Here is a 15,375-nt window from a genome sequence, read left to right as displayed (position 1 = left end):
ATATTTAAACTATGAAAATTCTTTGTAAGGGAAAATAAGGTAAATTCCAATAACAATCACACCGGTTGTTAAAGCAACGTAAGGCAGAAATAACGATAGTCCGGCACCAATCACCATAATAACTAACATAATGGCCATTTCTTTAGTTGCCAGCGCCTTATTTGGATATGCGGGATCCGCTTTCTTAGCCATTGCTTCCAAAAGTAATAACAAAACAGCCCAGCCAAAAATCACGGCAATATAGCAGACCTGTGGCAAAAATTTATCCGGATAGGTAGCCACCCACGCGGTAATTACAGGCACCATTGAAACCCACAACAGCAGGATCATATTCACAATAAAAACACCGTAAGAAACTTTATGAAGGGCTTCAAATAAAAAGTGGTGAGTCGCCCATAAATTAGTCAGACCCACAAATGAAATTACGTACGCCAGAATTGGAATTAATTCATGACTAACCGCTTTTAGGGTGAATCCATCTGGTACATGTAACTCCAATACCATAATTGTCATAATAATTGCTAAAATTGCGTCCGTAAACGCTTCTAATCGCCCTTTATTCATTGCCATCATCCCCTCAATATTTATCCTAATTATAGTACGAACTACATAAAATTTGGTTTCAACACTCAATTGACTAAATCGAATAATTTGTCATAAATAAAGAGACAATCAATCCGGATTGTTGAAACCTAACAGTCCCCGTTGATTGTCTCTTTTTGAATTTAAAATTACAAATCGCGTTCTAATATTCACTGCCGAGCAATCTCGAACAAAAAGCCGCTAAAATTGCGCCCACTTCCGGTGCCACGATATAAACCCATAAATGCGATAGCGCCGAACCTCCGGCAAAAATGGCTGGTCCAATCGAACGGGCTGGATTTAATGATCCACCGGTTAAATTCAAGGCTAAAATAATTAGAAATGCTAAGGTAATGCCAATTACCAGGCCGGCAAAATCACTGTTTCCATGATCGTCACTAGTCACATTTAAAATAACCATTAGAAACAAAAACGTGATTAAACCTTCAACCAGGATTGCAGTACCAGTGTTAATTGATGGAAAATCAGTTTGACCTAATGCAGTTGTCTTGTAGCCAAGGGCCTTCACAAATACTTGGATGAAAAAGCTGGCACAAATTGCACCAATAATTTGTGAAATGATATAAAAAATTGCATCAACAACACCAATTCGTCGGTTAATTAACATGGCTGTTGTGACAGCTGGGTTGAAGTGACCACCTGAAATACCACCGAAAGAGTAAGCTGAAATCGTGATGGCTAAACCGAATGCTAACCCAATCGTTAGTGCGTCTCCCTTGGCAATAACTACAGCTGAAGTACCTAAGAAAACCAGTAAAAATGTCCCCAAAAATTCCGAAATATATTTGCGCATAAGCAAAAGTTCCTCCATTCTTTTTACGCTAAAATATATTTTACCCCGTGAATTATTTGGCAACAATAGCTTGCGACGCCTTTTTATAACGTTTTCTGACATAGTTTGTTTCACGTGAAACAAATGATGATGCTACCTTGGCTGTTCAACTAATAACTTCAAATACCTATCTGAAGTCTTCTTTAAATATTTCATATGCTTTTGCCAACACTTTTGCTGTCCAACAATCACAATTTCTTGTTCATAGTAATGACGCAGAGTTGTTTGAAAATATCGGCCCAATTCATGTGCATAACCTTCAATCAGTAATAAATCATCAGTAAGGCCAAAACTTCTTAATGTATCTGTAACTCCGACAAAGTAGTCATAAACGATTCCATATACTCGAGTTGGGTTCTTTGCACCATAAATTAAGGCACGTAATTGATCACCAACATAGTCATTACTGTTTCTAAAAATGTTAATCAGTGTTGTTTCACGGTCGTTCATCATTAACAACTCCAGTTTTATCATGTATAAAGGCGGGCTATTTCAAGCCCGTCTTAGTAACTTCTATTTACTTAATGGCATCTTTAACTGCCGTATTAACAGCATCTTTTTCATCATTTACCAGGTTAACTCTACTTTCAATGACTTTGATATCCATCTTAATTTCACGAGTCAATCCCGGTGTGTTTAGCTTAGGCTCAAAGAATTCCTTAAACTCAGCTAACCGAGCTGGTGTGCGGAAAATACCTGATGTGACGGTAATGTAAGTAGCAAATTCCATGTCACCGCCAACTGTATCATCAAGCCACTGCCATTCATCACGAATCCAGTTCCATGCTGCTTGTTGCCCTTTTTCATTAGATAAAACGCCGCGATACCAAGCACGTAAATCTTGAGGCTTAATTGTCTCTGCATCCTCAAATTTACTTACTAATTTATCTACCAGTCTAGTATCTGGTGTATTAGTCAATGCGGCACAAATATCAGATTTGTAACTGGAATCCGAAGTTTGACGATAATCGTTCAAAAGTTGATCAAATAACTGTTCACTACCGTAATGTTTCACTTCGTTAGTCAAAATGAAAACGCGGGTATCAGCCGGTAATGATGCTAATCGATCTTGATTTTTCGTGAACAAATTATGTGCCGCTGAGATCGCGTTTTGATTCTCAGCAAATAATGAGGCACGTAACACATGTGGGCGAGTCAATTGATCATCATTTGATTCGCCATTTTTACCTGCCCAACCCAGTCGAGCAACTTGTTTCTCGCTCAAACGATCAAACAAAACCTTCAACTGACCTTCTTCGGCAGACGCTGGTTCAACAAACTTCTTCAGGTTATTAGCAACGCTGTAAAGGGCAGCATTGACAATTGAACTCTTACTATTGCTAAAGCGTGATAACAAAGGTACAACGTCAGCATAAGAGATCTGACGTCCTTCAGACAGTAGTCGTAAGTCTTGTAATAGTTGTAATTGTGAAATTGAATCAAGCGATTCAACGTCGGTTAAAATATCATCGAGCAAAGTTTGATCATACTTCACAATAAAGTGTGAGTTGTTACCAACATTCAACCGGAATGGTTTGCCATTTTTAGCTCTTAAATCTTGATAGTTACCTAAATTGAGCTCGCGGTCCTTCATAATTGTTGGAGCTGCATCATAATTACTACTGAGAGGGATTTGCCATGTACGTCCAACTTCCTTCCCTTCACCAATAAAGAACTGTTGTTGAGTGAGTTTCAAATCGCCATTCACAATCGAAGCGGTCACCACTGGATACCCCGGCTGTTCAAGCCATGATTGCATAATTGCACCAACATCATTACCAGATGCATCCCCCAGTGCAGACCATAAATCAGCCCCAGTTGCATTACCGTACTTGTGGGCCGCAAAGTAGTTTTTCAAGCCTTGACGTAATGCATCATCGCCAAGCAAAGCACGGACCATTACCAGCATCCGCGCCCCCTTGGCATACACGATGGCACCATCAAACAGTGCATCAATTTCGGCCGGATTTTCAACCGCCACGTGGACAGACTGAACACCATCAGTAGCATCACGTTGCAGAGCCATTGCGGCTTCCGATGTCTGGAAGCTTTCCCAGATATGCCAGTCTGGTTCTAACGCGTCTGTTGCCACGTACTCCATCATATTAGCAAAGCTTTCGTTTAACCATAGGTCATCCCACCACTTCATCGTGACCAAATCACCGAACCATTGGTGAGCCAGCTCATGGGCAATCACGGTCGCAACTAATTGTTTCATATCGAGGGCAGTGTTATCCGGATCAAGTAACAGGTATGCCTCACGATATGTTACCAATCCCCAGTTTTCCATCGCACCAGCCGAAAAATCGGGTAGGGCAAGTTGCCATGAATGTGGTAACGGATAAGGGGTTTGGTAAAAGTCCTCATAAAATTCGATTGAACGCTTGGCAATATCCAGCGCAAAATCTAATTCATTAGCCCGATGAGCTTTCGTGCCAAAGACACCAATCTTAACACCACTCTTGGTGGTCGTCATTTTGCTTTGTAAGTCCCCAAAGGCAAACGCGATTAGGTAAGTTGACATGCGGACGGTGGTATCAAAATAGTGAACGCCGTGTTCTTCACGAATTTCAGGCATATTGCTAATAATCGTTTCGCCGGGTTGTTCATCAAAACGAATGGCTAAATCAAACGTTGTCTTGGCTTCAGGTTCATCAACACATGGAAAAGCTTGACGAGCAAAAGTCGTTTCAAACTGAGTCCCAATAATCTGTTTTTTTTCACCATTAACTTCATAATACGATGGATAAATTCCCATCATTGTATCAGTTAGTTGAGCAGTATAGTCGATCGTAAAACTAACATCACCCGTGTGACCAAGATTCAAACGTAATGCATCGTTGTCATTATCAACATCAAATGGTAGATTTTGCCCATTTGCCTTAACAAATTGAACCTGCAAATCCTTTTGGTGAATTGAAATCGAATCAGTTTTTGCTTCACCAGTGATTGTTGTTTGTCCGCTAATCGTTTTGTCTTCACGATTAATATTCAGGTAAATATCATAATGTGCTGGTACAAAACTTTCAAAAAAATGTGTTAATTCAGCCATGATTGTCCCCCTGTTTTACTAGAATAAAACCATTATACGACATTGGAGGTAGACCTGTCTCAATCAGAGGCTGTCTCACTTACTTTTGTTTGGCCTCAGGTCCAATCAACTTATCCTTCAGCAACTGACTCATCATGTCATCAATCGATTTTTGCAAATTCGTGTAACTATAACTGTAAAATTCCGGGTGCAGCGGACGATAATCAACTAGACCCTTCATTCGCGGGTAAAAATCACCAATCGTTGTATTTGATTGAAATGGTTTCATTAAGAAAGTTGGAATTGGTAGTTGAAGGCCGTGAATCCCTTGATCCTTAAAGTCTTCAATTGCAATTCGCTTTACATCTGCCATTGTCATTCTAATCCCCATGGCTAAGTTGCGCGTGCCATTGGCCTGCTCATTATTCATCAGCGCAATCTGCATTTGTGCAACATCACGAACGTCAACTGCATAGCCCTTCATGGGTAAACTAACTGGCACATTCAGCAATTGTTCAACTTGCTTAGCGGAATAGCGTGCCCACGGTACTAGTGACGGTCCAATAACAAATGATGGATTAATGGCAGCCATCTCGACTCGACTTACATTTTGAGCTGGATCATTAATTAGCTTCCATGCTCGCCGTTCTTCCAGTGTTTTGCTCTTCATATAATCTTCTAAACCCTTTGCATCAGCATTGGTCCAGTCATTTTCATCGTAAATAGTTTTCTTCTGGTTACCATATGCAATTGCGGCTTCTGAACTGGTCAATACAATTTTCTTTAGCGTTGAGCTCTTAAGTGCAAATTTAAAGATGTTGTCGATTCCGGCCATCGCTGTTTCTGTTCGATTGCTTTCAGTTGCTACTGCTTGTGGTGACGCAACATGAAACATCCATTGGACACCATCCAGTGCTTCTTGCCAACCATCATCTCCGTTTAAATCGGCCTTCACTAATTCGATTCCTGGTAGCAGCGTTTTAATAAATGGCAATTTACCTTCTGAACGGTACGTACCACGGACGCGATAACCTTTATCAAGTAAATCCTTAGCAATCCACGTTGCCATATAACCGGTAATCCCCGTTACTAATACCAAATCGTTCTTTTTCATCATATCTGTCATAATTATTGATCTCCTTTTTAAATGAATGATTATTCTTTTAAATGTTAAAATAAAAGACGTGATGGTCACGCCATATGAATAGTTTGTATAATAAATGATCATTCTTTTATTTTCAATAGTTTTTTCAAAAGTTAATTTCCTAGATCGCTGGATCGTAGATATGGCAGGCAAATGAAGCGATAAATTAATTTTTAATTTTGCTTGCAAGCAGCCCATGCCATCTCAATCAGTTGATCAACTTCATCTTTAGTCAGCGTCTTACCTTGCATAAATCTAATTTGTGCCAGACTATCAATTGCGTTGAACGTGAATGAAATAAATATTTCTGGCTCGTACTGCCGAATGAGTTTCTCCTCTAGGCCATGCCGATAAAGATCGGCCACTGGCTTCCCTAAATCCATACTTTGTGAGTACACATCCTCGGCAACCAAATTGGGGTTGCTGTTGAAGACTCGCATCACCGCTGCTTTCTCTGGATAAGTGCAGATAGCATCGGCATAATTACGCAACAGGCGTTTGAACTGTTGTTCAAACGGCCCCTGTGGATCAAATTCATTAAATAGTTTTGCATCAATGAGATCTTTAATTTTCAAATATACTTTGCCAAGCATATCCTTCTTATCGCTATAGTAAATGTAAAGAGTGGCAACGGACACACCAGCTTTTTTGGCAATTTTAGCCACGCTGAGATTCTGATAGCCATCATGATTAATTACATCAATTACTGCCTGATGAAGGGCCTCAATTTTAGATTCGTCTTTTGTTCTCATGTGGGGAATAATAAATGATTGTTTATTTATTGTCAATAAATCAGAGTGCCAAAACGATCACATTGACTCAATCATATAAGGGAGCGCAGGCGTAAATCCAAGGGTTTAGGATTTGCGTCTGCGCTCCCTTATATGAACTGGGTCAGATCGTTTTGGCACGTTTCAGAGGTAAAAATGAAACTATTAAATATTAAGACTAAAATTTATTCTAGAAAGAATAAAAAATAGCGCAGAGCCAAGCTCCGCACTATCTCCCTGCTTTCCAAAATTATAAATCAAAAACAATAATCACCAGCATCAATTTCTCGGCACACTTCATCAGCACATTGATCGGCAAGCTGTTCTGTCTCCAAATCAATCTCGCGCCAACGACCCTTGGTATTTTCAACACGCAAAGTCCAGCGATGCCCATGAACTTGATGAACCGTCAAAATCGTGTACGTGCCATCTTTTAAGCCAAATAATGATTTTACTTGTCCTTTTACATGTCGAATAACCATCATTGCACCTCGAGTTTCAGTTGGTACTAGTCAAAATCAACGTTGTCTGGGAAGTGAGCCAAGCGAGTACCTTCAGTTCCCAACTCTTCTTCAATTCGTAACAGTTGATTGTACTTTTCAACTCGTTCTGAACGAGCCGGAGCACCACTCTTTAATTCGGCTGAATTAGTAGCGACCGTGAAGTCAGCAATAAATGTGTCACCAGTTTCACCAGAACGATGTGACATCATTGTTGTATAGCCATTCTTACGGGCTAGGCGAATTGCTTCTAGTGTTTCTGTAACGGTCCCAATTTGATTTAATTTAATTAAAATCGAGTTGGCCATTCCCTTCTTAATCGCCTTAGTAATCAATTCGGGGTTAGTACAGACAGGATCATCGGCAACGATCTGAACTTTATCACCATAGTTTGCGGTGAACTTAGCAAAGTTATCCCAATCATCTTCACCAAATGGATCTTCAATGGAAATGATTTCTGGGAACTTTTCGAGCAAGCCCTTGTAGTAATCTGCCATCTGATCTGGTGTCTTAGTGGTGCCTTCAAAATCGTAATTACCAGTATCATGGTTGTAGAAGTATGAAGCGGCGGCATCAAAAGCAATCGCAATTTCTTTGCCTGGTTCATATCCAGCCTTCTTAATGGCATCATGAAGCATTTGTAAGGCTTCTTCTGATGAATTTAAATCTGGAGCAAAGCCACCCTCATCCCCCAGACCGCTTTGATAACCAGCGTCTTCGATGACTTTTTTCAAAGTATGGTAAGTGTTGGCAATTTTTTCAAAGCCATCACGGAAACTAGTCCGTTCAACGGGGGTGATCATAAATTCTTGCATATCAATACCGTTGTCAGCATGTTCGCCACCATTAATAACGTTATGGAAAGTTTGTGGTAATTCAAGATCAGTCCCACCTAAATAACGGTACAATGGCACCTTTTGATAATTTGCAGCAGCACGGCACGTGGCCATTGATACGGCTAAAATTGCATTTGCACCTAACTTGGCCTTATTTTTCGTCCCATCTAATTTAATCATTGCATCATCAATTTTTGCCTGATTAAATGGATCAGCACCGTGGAGCGCATCATTGATTGCAGTATTAACATTATTAACAGCTTTTGATACACCCTTGCCTTGTAGTCGTGAGCCGCCATCACGCAACTCAACAGCCTCGAGTTCACCAGTTGAGGCTCCTGAAGGAACTTCAGCACGTCCTAGAGTGCCATCAGATAAGATGACATCAGCTTCCACCGTTGGGTTGCCTCGTGAATCAAATACCTCACGTGCTTTAATATTTTCAATCGTAACTGTCATGTTCAATTCCCCTCTCTGTAACCAAAAAAGACGTCTACTACCCCGTGTGGAATAGTAGACGTCATCAGATTACAATCAGTTTAATTACGGCGAACGTCATCGCCTATTTAATTACAACAATAATTTAACACTTCTAAAATCATTTTACAATTAAAAAATAATTTTATTGTTAAGCGCTTACTTGACAGTTATACACTTGACGTGCATTAAATGATCATTTATTCTTAGCGTACAAACATATTCGAGTCCAGTGATGACGTTCGCTGGTAAATTATTATCCACTAGATAATTGATGACGTCTACCGACACTTTTTTGTGTTGGTAGACGTTTTTTTATTCGAATATGAATACTTAGGAAAGAGGTCCTCACATGGTTAGAAAATATATTGCTGTATTTCTTTTTGGTTGTTTGGGCGGCTTAACTAGACTAGGAATTACACACCTACCATTTTCAAATGGTCAGTTTCCAATTGGCACCATTCTTGTTAACCTACTCGGTTGTCTGCTTTTCCCGCTGGTTGTTTATCTAATCGCCTTTACTGTGCCATTGCCAAGTGCTGTTATCACCGGTCTCAGTGCTGGATTTGTTGCTAGTTTAACTACTTTTTCAAGTCTTAACCTTGATGGGTTAAAGCTTTTCATGAATCATCAATACATATTGCTTGGCAGTTATTTGACACTTAACATTATCGGCGGTCTTATCATGTCTCTAATCGGCTTAAGAATTAGTCGACGGTTGGTCAAACAGCGGGAGGCGTTCTAATGACAGTTTTTTTCATTTCAATTGCTGCTGGAATTGGCGCCATTACTCGTTTGGCAATTATGGATCTGTCACACCTCAGTAAGTTGATTCAGCACATTACTTTTCCAGTATCGACATTTTTTATTAATATCACAGGTACCCTGCTAATCGCCATTGCTATCCACCACCTTGGCCAGTCCAACCTTGAACAAATTTTAGCAGTTGGCTTTCTTGGAGGATTTACAACTTTCTCAACCCTGACTAACGAAATGATTCAACTATGGCGCAGTCACCGATACCCAACCTGTATCATGTACACGGTATGTACATATCTCGCTAGCAGCATTGCTATCTATTGCGGTTACTTTTATCTCTAACACTGAAATGGAGTGAGTAGTCATGGATCAGACAATCGAGCAAAAAATCACCGGGCTGTCACAAGAAGAAGCAGCAACAAGACTAAAAGCTAATGGACCAAACGCAGTTGCCCAGCCTGGTTTTAATTTTGGACGTGAAATTGTTAAGCGGCTTTGGGAACCATCAGCTTGGATTCTTGAGGCAGCGTTAATTCTAGAAATAATTCTAGGTAAATACATTCAGTCGATTTTCATCATTCTGATGCTGCTGTTTGCAGCAATCAACGGTGCGGTTCAATCACGACGGGCACATCGGGTATTATCTGGACTATCCAATCGGCTCACTTTAAGTTCGCATGTTAAGCGCTCAGGAAAATGGGAAAGGATAGATGCGGTTAATTTAGTCGTTGGCGATACAATTAATTTGGTTCGTGGCACCATTATTCCAGCAGATGTCACTATCATCGCTGGATCCGTTTCCGTTAATGAAAGTAGCATTACCGGTGAGTCTAATAATGTCACCCACGCGCAAACAACAGCAGCCTTTGCTGGTACAGAGGTAGTTGCCGGAGACGCAATCGCTAAGGTAACGGCGACCGGTTCGCAAAGTAGGTCAGGTAAGACAATTAATTTAGTGAACCATGCTTCGTCTCCTGGGCACCTTCAATTACTGCTCAGTAAGATTATTGGTTACCTGGCGATTTTAGACAGCATCCTAGCCGTTATTTTGATCATCACTGCGCTAATTAGACATGAAAATATTATTGCAATGGCACCATTTTTGGCCATGTTGTTTATTGCCACAATTCCAATTGCAATGCCCTCCAGTTTTGCCGTGGCTAATTCCGTAGAAGCTAGTGTTCTCAGCCATGCAGATATTTTAGTTAGTGATTTAAGCGGTATTCAAGACGCAGCCAATTTGGACGTGCTGCTCATTGATAAAACCGGTACGATCACCAAGAATCGGCCAGAAGTAATTAAATTCGTCAACTTATCGAGTTTGACAAATCAAACCGTTCTAAATATGACGTTAAGTGTTACTAACATCAAATCACCCAGTGAAGTAGACGCTGCCATCATTGATTACGTCAATGGAGGCGGTCAAGCCGAGCACCTACCAGTTAATTCATTTGTCGCCTTTGACCCTAGTACTGGATATTCATCGGCTCAGATCAAACAACAAAATGAGATCAATACAGTCAAACTCGGGTCTTTTAAAATCCTATCATCATTGGCAAAAAATGCTGAGGTAGTAAACCAATCATTATTACAGTCAGGGCGTTCAGTCGTAGTCATGCTAAACGACAAAATTATTGGCTTATTTATTCTACAAGATCAGATCCGTCCTGATAGTCAAACGGCAATTCAACAGCTAATTGGTCGTGGGGTCAATATCATTATGCTGACCGGCGATAATGCGAACACTGCCAAAGAAGTTGCACAACAAGTTGGATTGAACAATGATACTATTTCGTTTTCAAACATTACCTCAGAAACTGACATTAACAACTTATCATGTATTGCCGATGTCAAACCAGAAGATAAACTGGCAATCGTAAACAAGTTCCAACATAATGGTTTCACCGTTGGTATGACTGGTGATGGCATTAACGACACTCCAGCCCTTAAGCAGGCCGATGTCGGAATTGCCGTCGCTAACGCAGTTGATGCCGCTAAGCAATCAGCAAAAAATAATCCTCATGGAGCCTGGATTAACACAAATTACTGACATTCTTGACAGCGGTCACCGAGTCTACCAACGAATGATGACGTGGGCAATTACCAAGTTATCTCGAACGGCAGAACTAACAATTTTAATTACAATTGGTTACTTGCTCTTCGGATTTATTCCGCTATCCCTGAATGCGATGGTATTGGTTGCTATCTTAAACGATCTGGTCACCATGGTAATTGGAACAGATAATGCGCAGATCACCTATCATCCAGAAAAATGGAATATTTTAAAGCTTGGCAAAATTGCCGCCGGGTACATTTTTGCTTGGATAATTGTTGGTATTGTTTACCTAATTACCTTGAAAAACACCAACATTACTAGCGATGTAATTAGCACCAACCTGTTTATTTATCTGATGTTTAGTGCCATGGCTACCATTCTGTTAAGTCGCAACGTTCAGTCAACCAAAATCCGGCCAAGCAAGATGGTGAAGGTTGCCATTACAGGTAATTGCCTTCTAACCATTATTCTATCGCTCGGCGGCATTGGAATTACCAGAGCACCTGCAATATTGTGCGTTATCGATGTAGCCATCGTTCTACTGGTGACAGCAGTTTTATTTATTGTTCAAAAAATGAAAATAGCCCCAAAGGCTGTTTAAGTTTATTCAGTCTTAAAAAAAGCGTGTATTTTCCTTAAATTATGGATAATACACGCTTTTATTTGATTTGATGATGCCAGTATTTTGACAATGGAAATAAATTTTAAACTAATCTTCCAGCTTGCGAATTACACGTGCCGGGTTTCCAGCCACAACTGTATTGCTTGGCAGATCTTTAGTCACAATACTGCCTGCGCCAACAATCACATTGTCACCAATGGTTACACCCGGCAAAACAATAACGGATCCACCCAACCAGCAATCATCCCCAATCGTAATCGGTGCATCATATTCCCATCCTTCACGTCTCAACATCTTATTATTAACAGGATGGTTAGGCGTAAACAGTGAACAATTTGGGCCAATCAGGCAGTGACTTCCAATCGTAACCTTCCCAGATGCCAAAATTTGAAAATTGGCATTGATGAATGTGTCATGGCCAATAAATAGACAGTTAGGGTGTTCAATTGCCTTAACCGGATAATAAATTTCTACATTATCCTCAGTATGGGGCAAAAAATCATCCATCATTTGATTAGCTCTATCAATATCGGTCTTCGCCATATCATTAATTGCTTCAATCGTTTGAGCACTTTTTTTCACGATTGCTTGCACTTTAGGCTCATGCAAATATTGGTACCATTCTCCGTTACTAACCTTTTCAAAAATGTCCATTTTTGCCAAAGCTTCAATATCAGGCTCATCGGTTCTTTTTTTCATTAAAATTACCCCTTTACGTAATATGTTGCTTTCAATTTTAGCATAAAAGAAAACGCTTCAACGATAATTTGTACGGACAATTTTTTTGAAATTCGAATTTATTCCTATTTGTAGCTAGTAGCAGCCATTATTCAAGTTAAAACTGGTAAAATTTATGACATATAAAACACAGTTTGAAAGAAGTCCTTAACATTGTCATTCGTTCTCACCTTGATATATCTATTTATTGCTGGCATAGTTGCTGGTCTGATCAGTTCAATGGCCGGTCTTGCATCGTTAATATCATATCCGGTGCTAATCAGTTTGGGACTTCCAGCAGTCAGTGCAAATGTCACCAACACCGCAGCCATGATCTTCACAGGTATTGGGTCCAGTATGGCATCAATTAAAGAATTAAATGGCAATTGGAAAATTGTTTCACGTGTAACAATTACTGCACTACTTGGAACCATACTTGGTTGTTTTCTTCTTGTTATCGCGCCATCAAGCACATTCGAACACATTGTCCCATTTTTAATCTTTGGCGCCGGAGCGTTAATGTTATGGTCTCAGTTTCACAAACGAGATCCACATAAACCAAATCGTTCCATAATAGCACGTGCGCTAATTAGGTATATCAGCATCTTTTTAGTTGGCATCTATATCGGTTATTTTGGTGCTTCTGCTGGAATTATTGTACTGTCAATTTTAACAGCCACCGTTAATCTGCCATTTTTAACAAATAATGCGATTAAAAATTTCATCTCATTCTCGGCTAATACTTTGTCACTGCTAATTTATGCGTTTACCACGAAAGTTTACTGGTGGATGGTTCTACCAATGGGCATTGGTATGTTTATCGGTGGCTATGTTGGCCCACACCTTATGCGTCATATTCCACTAAAACCGCTCAGAATCGTGATTGCCTTCGCAACATTTGTGCTAGCAGGTTATTTCTTTTATGATGCATTTTTCTAACGGACACAAAGAGCAACGACTTCCACACCAGAAATCATTGCCCTCATAGATACTATTTGTCGCCTGTTTTTTCTAATTCTTTTCTCTTCTTCCAAGGATCAAGATAAGTAAACAATATACTCAAAGCCATAAATAGGCATGCCCATATGGCTAAATAATGAAAGCCTTGATACAGGATTGTTCTCAGTAACGGAACCAGTTTTGCTGGTAAGTCAGCCGCAGATGTTGAACTACTGATGGAATTCAACTGGCTAATCGTTATTTTACCGTGATTGTCAGTAATCGCATGTTTGAATGTCGTATTCAGGCTTAGTGACAAAATTGATAGAACCATTGTTGAACCGATTGTCCGTATCAAAGAATTCAACGCTGTTGCCGGTCCGATCTGCTTAAATGCGACTGAATCTTGAACCGCCACTTGCGATGTTCCATTGACAACTCCAGTACTCAAGCCGAAGATCCCACCGGCAATTGCTAGTAACCAAACGCTTGAGGTTTGCTTAGTCACCACTAATACCACAACAGCAAACAGCATCACAAAGCTACCTGCCCTGATCAATCTCTTTTCAGAATTATGTTCCATCAACGGACTAACCATCCTTGTCCCGGCCACCAACAGAATTGATGATGGCACAAGGATTACACCGCCTAATAGTGCCGACAAGCCGTAAACACCTTGCCCCCACATTGGAATATAGCTATTAATAAAACTAATGATGCCGTATTGGAAAAACATCATAATATTTTTGGCCATGTAGGACCGATTTTTAAACAAATTCATTGGAATAATTGGATCTACTGCGTGGTTTTCTGTCCAAATAAAGTAGGCTCCAATCACAACTGCAATCACGGCAGTAATTGCCACCAAGATTGCCCGTGGATTCTGTTCACCCAGTTCCTGAATCATTAACATTAACGAAATAATTGCTACCGATAGGCTCAGTGCACCACGATAATCAATGGCTTGATGATTCGGCACGAATTCTTCATGATAGTTATGCACAATCAGCCAAATCATTATTAACCCAATCGGCACATTAATAAAGAATACCCAACGCCAGCCAAAATTATCTGTAATCCAACCACCAACCAGCGGACCGATCGCAGACGCGATTGAATAAGCACCAATTGCATTGCCAATTGCTTTAACTCTCTTTGTATTTGATAACTGAGTGCCGTAAATTACATATGGCAACTGGGCCATGGCACCCGCGCCAATGCCCATTGCTAATCGTGCCACAATTAACATATACATATTAATGGACAAGCCCTCGGTAATTGAGGCTAACACAAAGATCGTTGTTCCAATGACCATCAATGCCTTCGTACCATACCGCTCTGATAACTTTGTCCAAATTGGGGCAGTTACCGCCATCATTAATAGATATGCCGTCAAGACCCAACTCATCAGTCTTATTCCGTGTAGGTCATCAATGATTTCGGGAATCACTGTTGCGACAATGGTCGACTCTAGTCCCACCATTACGTTCGAAAGAGCAAATGCTCTCATTGCAGTATTTTGCTGCCGTTGTAATTTATCTGCCATGATCTTCCTCCTCTATGTTGCTCTAAACATGTTACAAGGTTACACTTGGTGTAAGTCAAGCAAAAAAGGAGAAAAATATGCGTATTCAAGAAATGGCTACCAGTAGCGGTCTTACCACCTATTCCTTGCGATTTTACGAAAGAAAAGGATTAATCACTCCCAGTCGCAATTCTCACGGTGAGCGTGAATATACTTCGATTGACCAGGCAGCTATTCATCGAATCACGCTTTATCGTCGTGCTGGCCTGTCTGTCGAACAAATTAAGAGCATTTTCACCGGCATGAAAACTGAAGATATGATCAAATTATTGACGGCTACTCGTGATAACGTCATTGCACAGAAAAGTGAATTACAAAACACTATCGATTTTCTATCGGAAAAGATCGAGCATGAGAATAGCAGGCTTGCCGGCGGTGGACACCATATTCCAACCCCTAGTGAAGATATTGATGATGATGGATTGGCAGATTTAGATACCAAAAAAGGTAACTGAGATTTTCTCTCGGTTACCTTTTTTGGTTCTACAATATTTGGTACTGATA

General features: G+C 40.3%; 14 protein-coding genes, 1 pseudogene and 1 riboswitch. Of the genes and pseudogenes, 5 read left to right on the top strand and 10 right to left on the bottom strand.

The features are described from left to right. Positions 1 to 9: 9 nt before the first annotated feature. From FD16_RS06355 to eno, 8 genes are all read right to left on the bottom strand, one after another. Complete coding sequence (locus tag FD16_RS06355; protein ID WP_010621139.1) at positions 10 to 564, bottom strand: TMEM175 family protein; 555 nt, start codon at positions 562 to 564, stop codon at positions 10 to 12. A gap of 181 nt (positions 565 to 745) precedes the next feature. Then, complete coding sequence (locus tag FD16_RS06350; RefSeq protein WP_010621138.1) at positions 746 to 1,396, bottom strand: MIP/aquaporin family protein; 651 nt, start codon at positions 1,394 to 1,396, stop codon at positions 746 to 748. A 132-nt stretch (positions 1,397 to 1,528) separates the two neighbouring features. Beyond that, positions 1,529 to 1,888 (bottom strand): hypothetical protein, encoded by a 360-nt coding sequence (locus tag FD16_RS06345; protein WP_155804312.1) that lies wholly within the window; start codon positions 1,886 to 1,888, stop codon positions 1,529 to 1,531. Between the two features lie 64 nt (positions 1,889 to 1,952). Next, positions 1,953 to 4,487: a M1 family metallopeptidase gene (locus tag FD16_RS06340; protein WP_010621136.1), complete on the bottom strand. Its 2,535-nt coding sequence runs from the start codon at positions 4,485 to 4,487 to the stop codon at positions 1,953 to 1,955. A gap of 79 nt (positions 4,488 to 4,566) precedes the next feature. Then, complete coding sequence (locus FD16_RS06335; protein WP_010621135.1) at positions 4,567 to 5,592, bottom strand: NAD-dependent epimerase/dehydratase family protein; 1,026 nt, start codon at positions 5,590 to 5,592, stop codon at positions 4,567 to 4,569. 191 nt (positions 5,593 to 5,783) lie between these two features. Continuing rightward, positions 5,784 to 6,362 carry a TetR/AcrR family transcriptional regulator gene (locus tag FD16_RS06330; RefSeq protein ID WP_162255727.1) on the bottom strand — a complete coding sequence of 193 codons (579 nt, stop codon included), beginning with the start codon at positions 6,360 to 6,362 and terminating at the stop codon, positions 5,784 to 5,786. 275 nt (positions 6,363 to 6,637) lie between these two features. Continuing rightward, complete coding sequence (locus FD16_RS06325) at positions 6,638 to 6,865, bottom strand: hypothetical protein (RefSeq protein ID WP_155804311.1); 228 nt, start codon at positions 6,863 to 6,865, stop codon at positions 6,638 to 6,640. Positions 6,866 to 6,888: 23 nt separating this feature from the next. Further along, on the bottom strand, positions 6,889 to 8,175 hold the full coding sequence (gene eno / locus FD16_RS06320) for a phosphopyruvate hydratase (protein ID WP_010621132.1): 1,287 nt from the start codon (positions 8,173 to 8,175) through the stop codon (positions 6,889 to 6,891). Positions 8,176 to 8,223: 48 nt separating this feature from the next. After that, positions 8,224 to 8,288, bottom strand: a riboswitch (Fluoride riboswitch). A 257-nt stretch (positions 8,289 to 8,545) separates the two neighbouring features. Between eno and FD16_RS06315 the strand changes: the two genes are divergently transcribed. The 3 genes and pseudogenes from FD16_RS06315 to FD16_RS06305 all read left to right on the top strand — a co-directional run bounded on the left by FD16_RS06315 (position 8,546) and on the right by FD16_RS06305 (position 11,609). After that, the gene (locus FD16_RS06315; RefSeq protein ID WP_010621131.1) at positions 8,546 to 8,938 is read left to right on the top strand and encodes a fluoride efflux transporter FluC; all 393 of its coding nucleotides are present in this window, start codon (positions 8,546 to 8,548) and stop codon (positions 8,936 to 8,938) included. After that, positions 8,938 to 9,294 (top strand): fluoride efflux transporter FluC, encoded by a 357-nt coding sequence (locus FD16_RS06310; protein WP_010621130.1) that lies wholly within the window; start codon positions 8,938 to 8,940, stop codon positions 9,292 to 9,294. The genes FD16_RS06315 and FD16_RS06310 overlap by 1 nt, the downstream gene beginning before the upstream one ends. 22 nt (positions 9,295 to 9,316) lie before the next feature. Next, positions 9,317 to 11,609, top strand: a pseudogene (locus FD16_RS06305) (HAD-IC family P-type ATPase). A 108-nt stretch (positions 11,610 to 11,717) separates the two neighbouring features. Here the strand turns inward: FD16_RS06305 and FD16_RS06300 are convergent. Continuing rightward, the gene (locus FD16_RS06300; protein WP_010621129.1) at positions 11,718 to 12,329 is read right to left on the bottom strand and encodes a sugar O-acetyltransferase; all 612 of its coding nucleotides are present in this window, start codon (positions 12,327 to 12,329) and stop codon (positions 11,718 to 11,720) included. Positions 12,330 to 12,521: 192 nt separating this feature from the next. Here FD16_RS06300 and FD16_RS06295 point away from each other — a divergent pair, with 192 nt between their 5' ends. After that, the gene (locus tag FD16_RS06295) at positions 12,522 to 13,286 is read left to right on the top strand and encodes a sulfite exporter TauE/SafE family protein (RefSeq protein WP_010621128.1); all 765 of its coding nucleotides are present in this window, start codon (positions 12,522 to 12,524) and stop codon (positions 13,284 to 13,286) included. 52 nt (positions 13,287 to 13,338) lie between these two features. Here FD16_RS06295 and FD16_RS06290 read toward each other — a convergent pair whose 3' ends face one another. Continuing rightward, positions 13,339 to 14,832, bottom strand: coding sequence for an MFS transporter (locus tag FD16_RS06290; protein ID WP_010621127.1), 1,494 nt, complete (start codon positions 14,830 to 14,832; stop codon positions 13,339 to 13,341). Positions 14,833 to 14,909: 77 nt separating this feature from the next. Between FD16_RS06290 and FD16_RS06285 the strand changes: the two genes are divergently transcribed. Continuing rightward, entirely contained in the window at positions 14,910 to 15,326 is a 417-nt protein-coding gene (locus tag FD16_RS06285) for a MerR family transcriptional regulator (RefSeq protein WP_010621126.1), read from the top strand. The last annotated feature ends 49 nt before the right edge of the window (positions 15,327 to 15,375 follow it).

It is taken from the genome of Paucilactobacillus suebicus DSM 5007 = KCTC 3549 (assembly GCF_001434475.1).
Taxonomy (GTDB): domain Bacteria; phylum Bacillota; class Bacilli; order Lactobacillales; family Lactobacillaceae; genus Paucilactobacillus; species Paucilactobacillus suebicus.
This window is presented reverse-complemented; position numbering and strand designations above follow the sequence as displayed.

Coding starts and splice junctions, on each gene's coding strand:
- FD16_RS06355 (WP_010621139.1), bottom strand. CDS start 564: ATGAATAAAGGGCGATTAGAAGCGTTTACGGACGCAATTTTAGCAATT.
- FD16_RS06350 (WP_010621138.1), bottom strand. CDS start 1,396: ATGCGCAAATATATTTCGGAATTTTTGGGGACATTTTTACTGGTTTTC.
- FD16_RS06345 (WP_155804312.1), bottom strand. CDS start 1,888: ATGATGAACGACCGTGAAACAACACTGATTAACATTTTTAGAAACAGT.
- FD16_RS06340 (WP_010621136.1), bottom strand. CDS start 4,487: ATGGCTGAATTAACACATTTTTTTGAAAGTTTTGTACCAGCACATTAT.
- FD16_RS06335 (WP_010621135.1), bottom strand. CDS start 5,592: ATGACAGATATGATGAAAAAGAACGATTTGGTATTAGTAACGGGGATT.
- FD16_RS06330 (WP_162255727.1), bottom strand. CDS start 6,362: ATGAGAACAAAAGACGAATCTAAAATTGAGGCCCTTCATCAGGCAGTA.
- FD16_RS06325 (WP_155804311.1), bottom strand. CDS start 6,865: ATGATGGTTATTCGACATGTAAAAGGACAAGTAAAATCATTATTTGGC.
- eno (WP_010621132.1), bottom strand. CDS start 8,175: ATGACAGTTACGATTGAAAATATTAAAGCACGTGAGGTATTTGATTCA.
- FD16_RS06315 (WP_010621131.1), top strand. CDS start 8,546: ATGGTTAGAAAATATATTGCTGTATTTCTTTTTGGTTGTTTGGGCGGC.
- FD16_RS06310 (WP_010621130.1), top strand. CDS start 8,938: ATGACAGTTTTTTTCATTTCAATTGCTGCTGGAATTGGCGCCATTACT.
- FD16_RS06300 (WP_010621129.1), bottom strand. CDS start 12,329: ATGAAAAAAAGAACCGATGAGCCTGATATTGAAGCTTTGGCAAAAATG.
- FD16_RS06290 (WP_010621127.1), bottom strand. CDS start 14,832: ATGGCAGATAAATTACAACGGCAGCAAAATACTGCAATGAGAGCATTT.
- FD16_RS06285 (WP_010621126.1), top strand. CDS start 14,910: ATGCGTATTCAAGAAATGGCTACCAGTAGCGGTCTTACCACCTATTCC.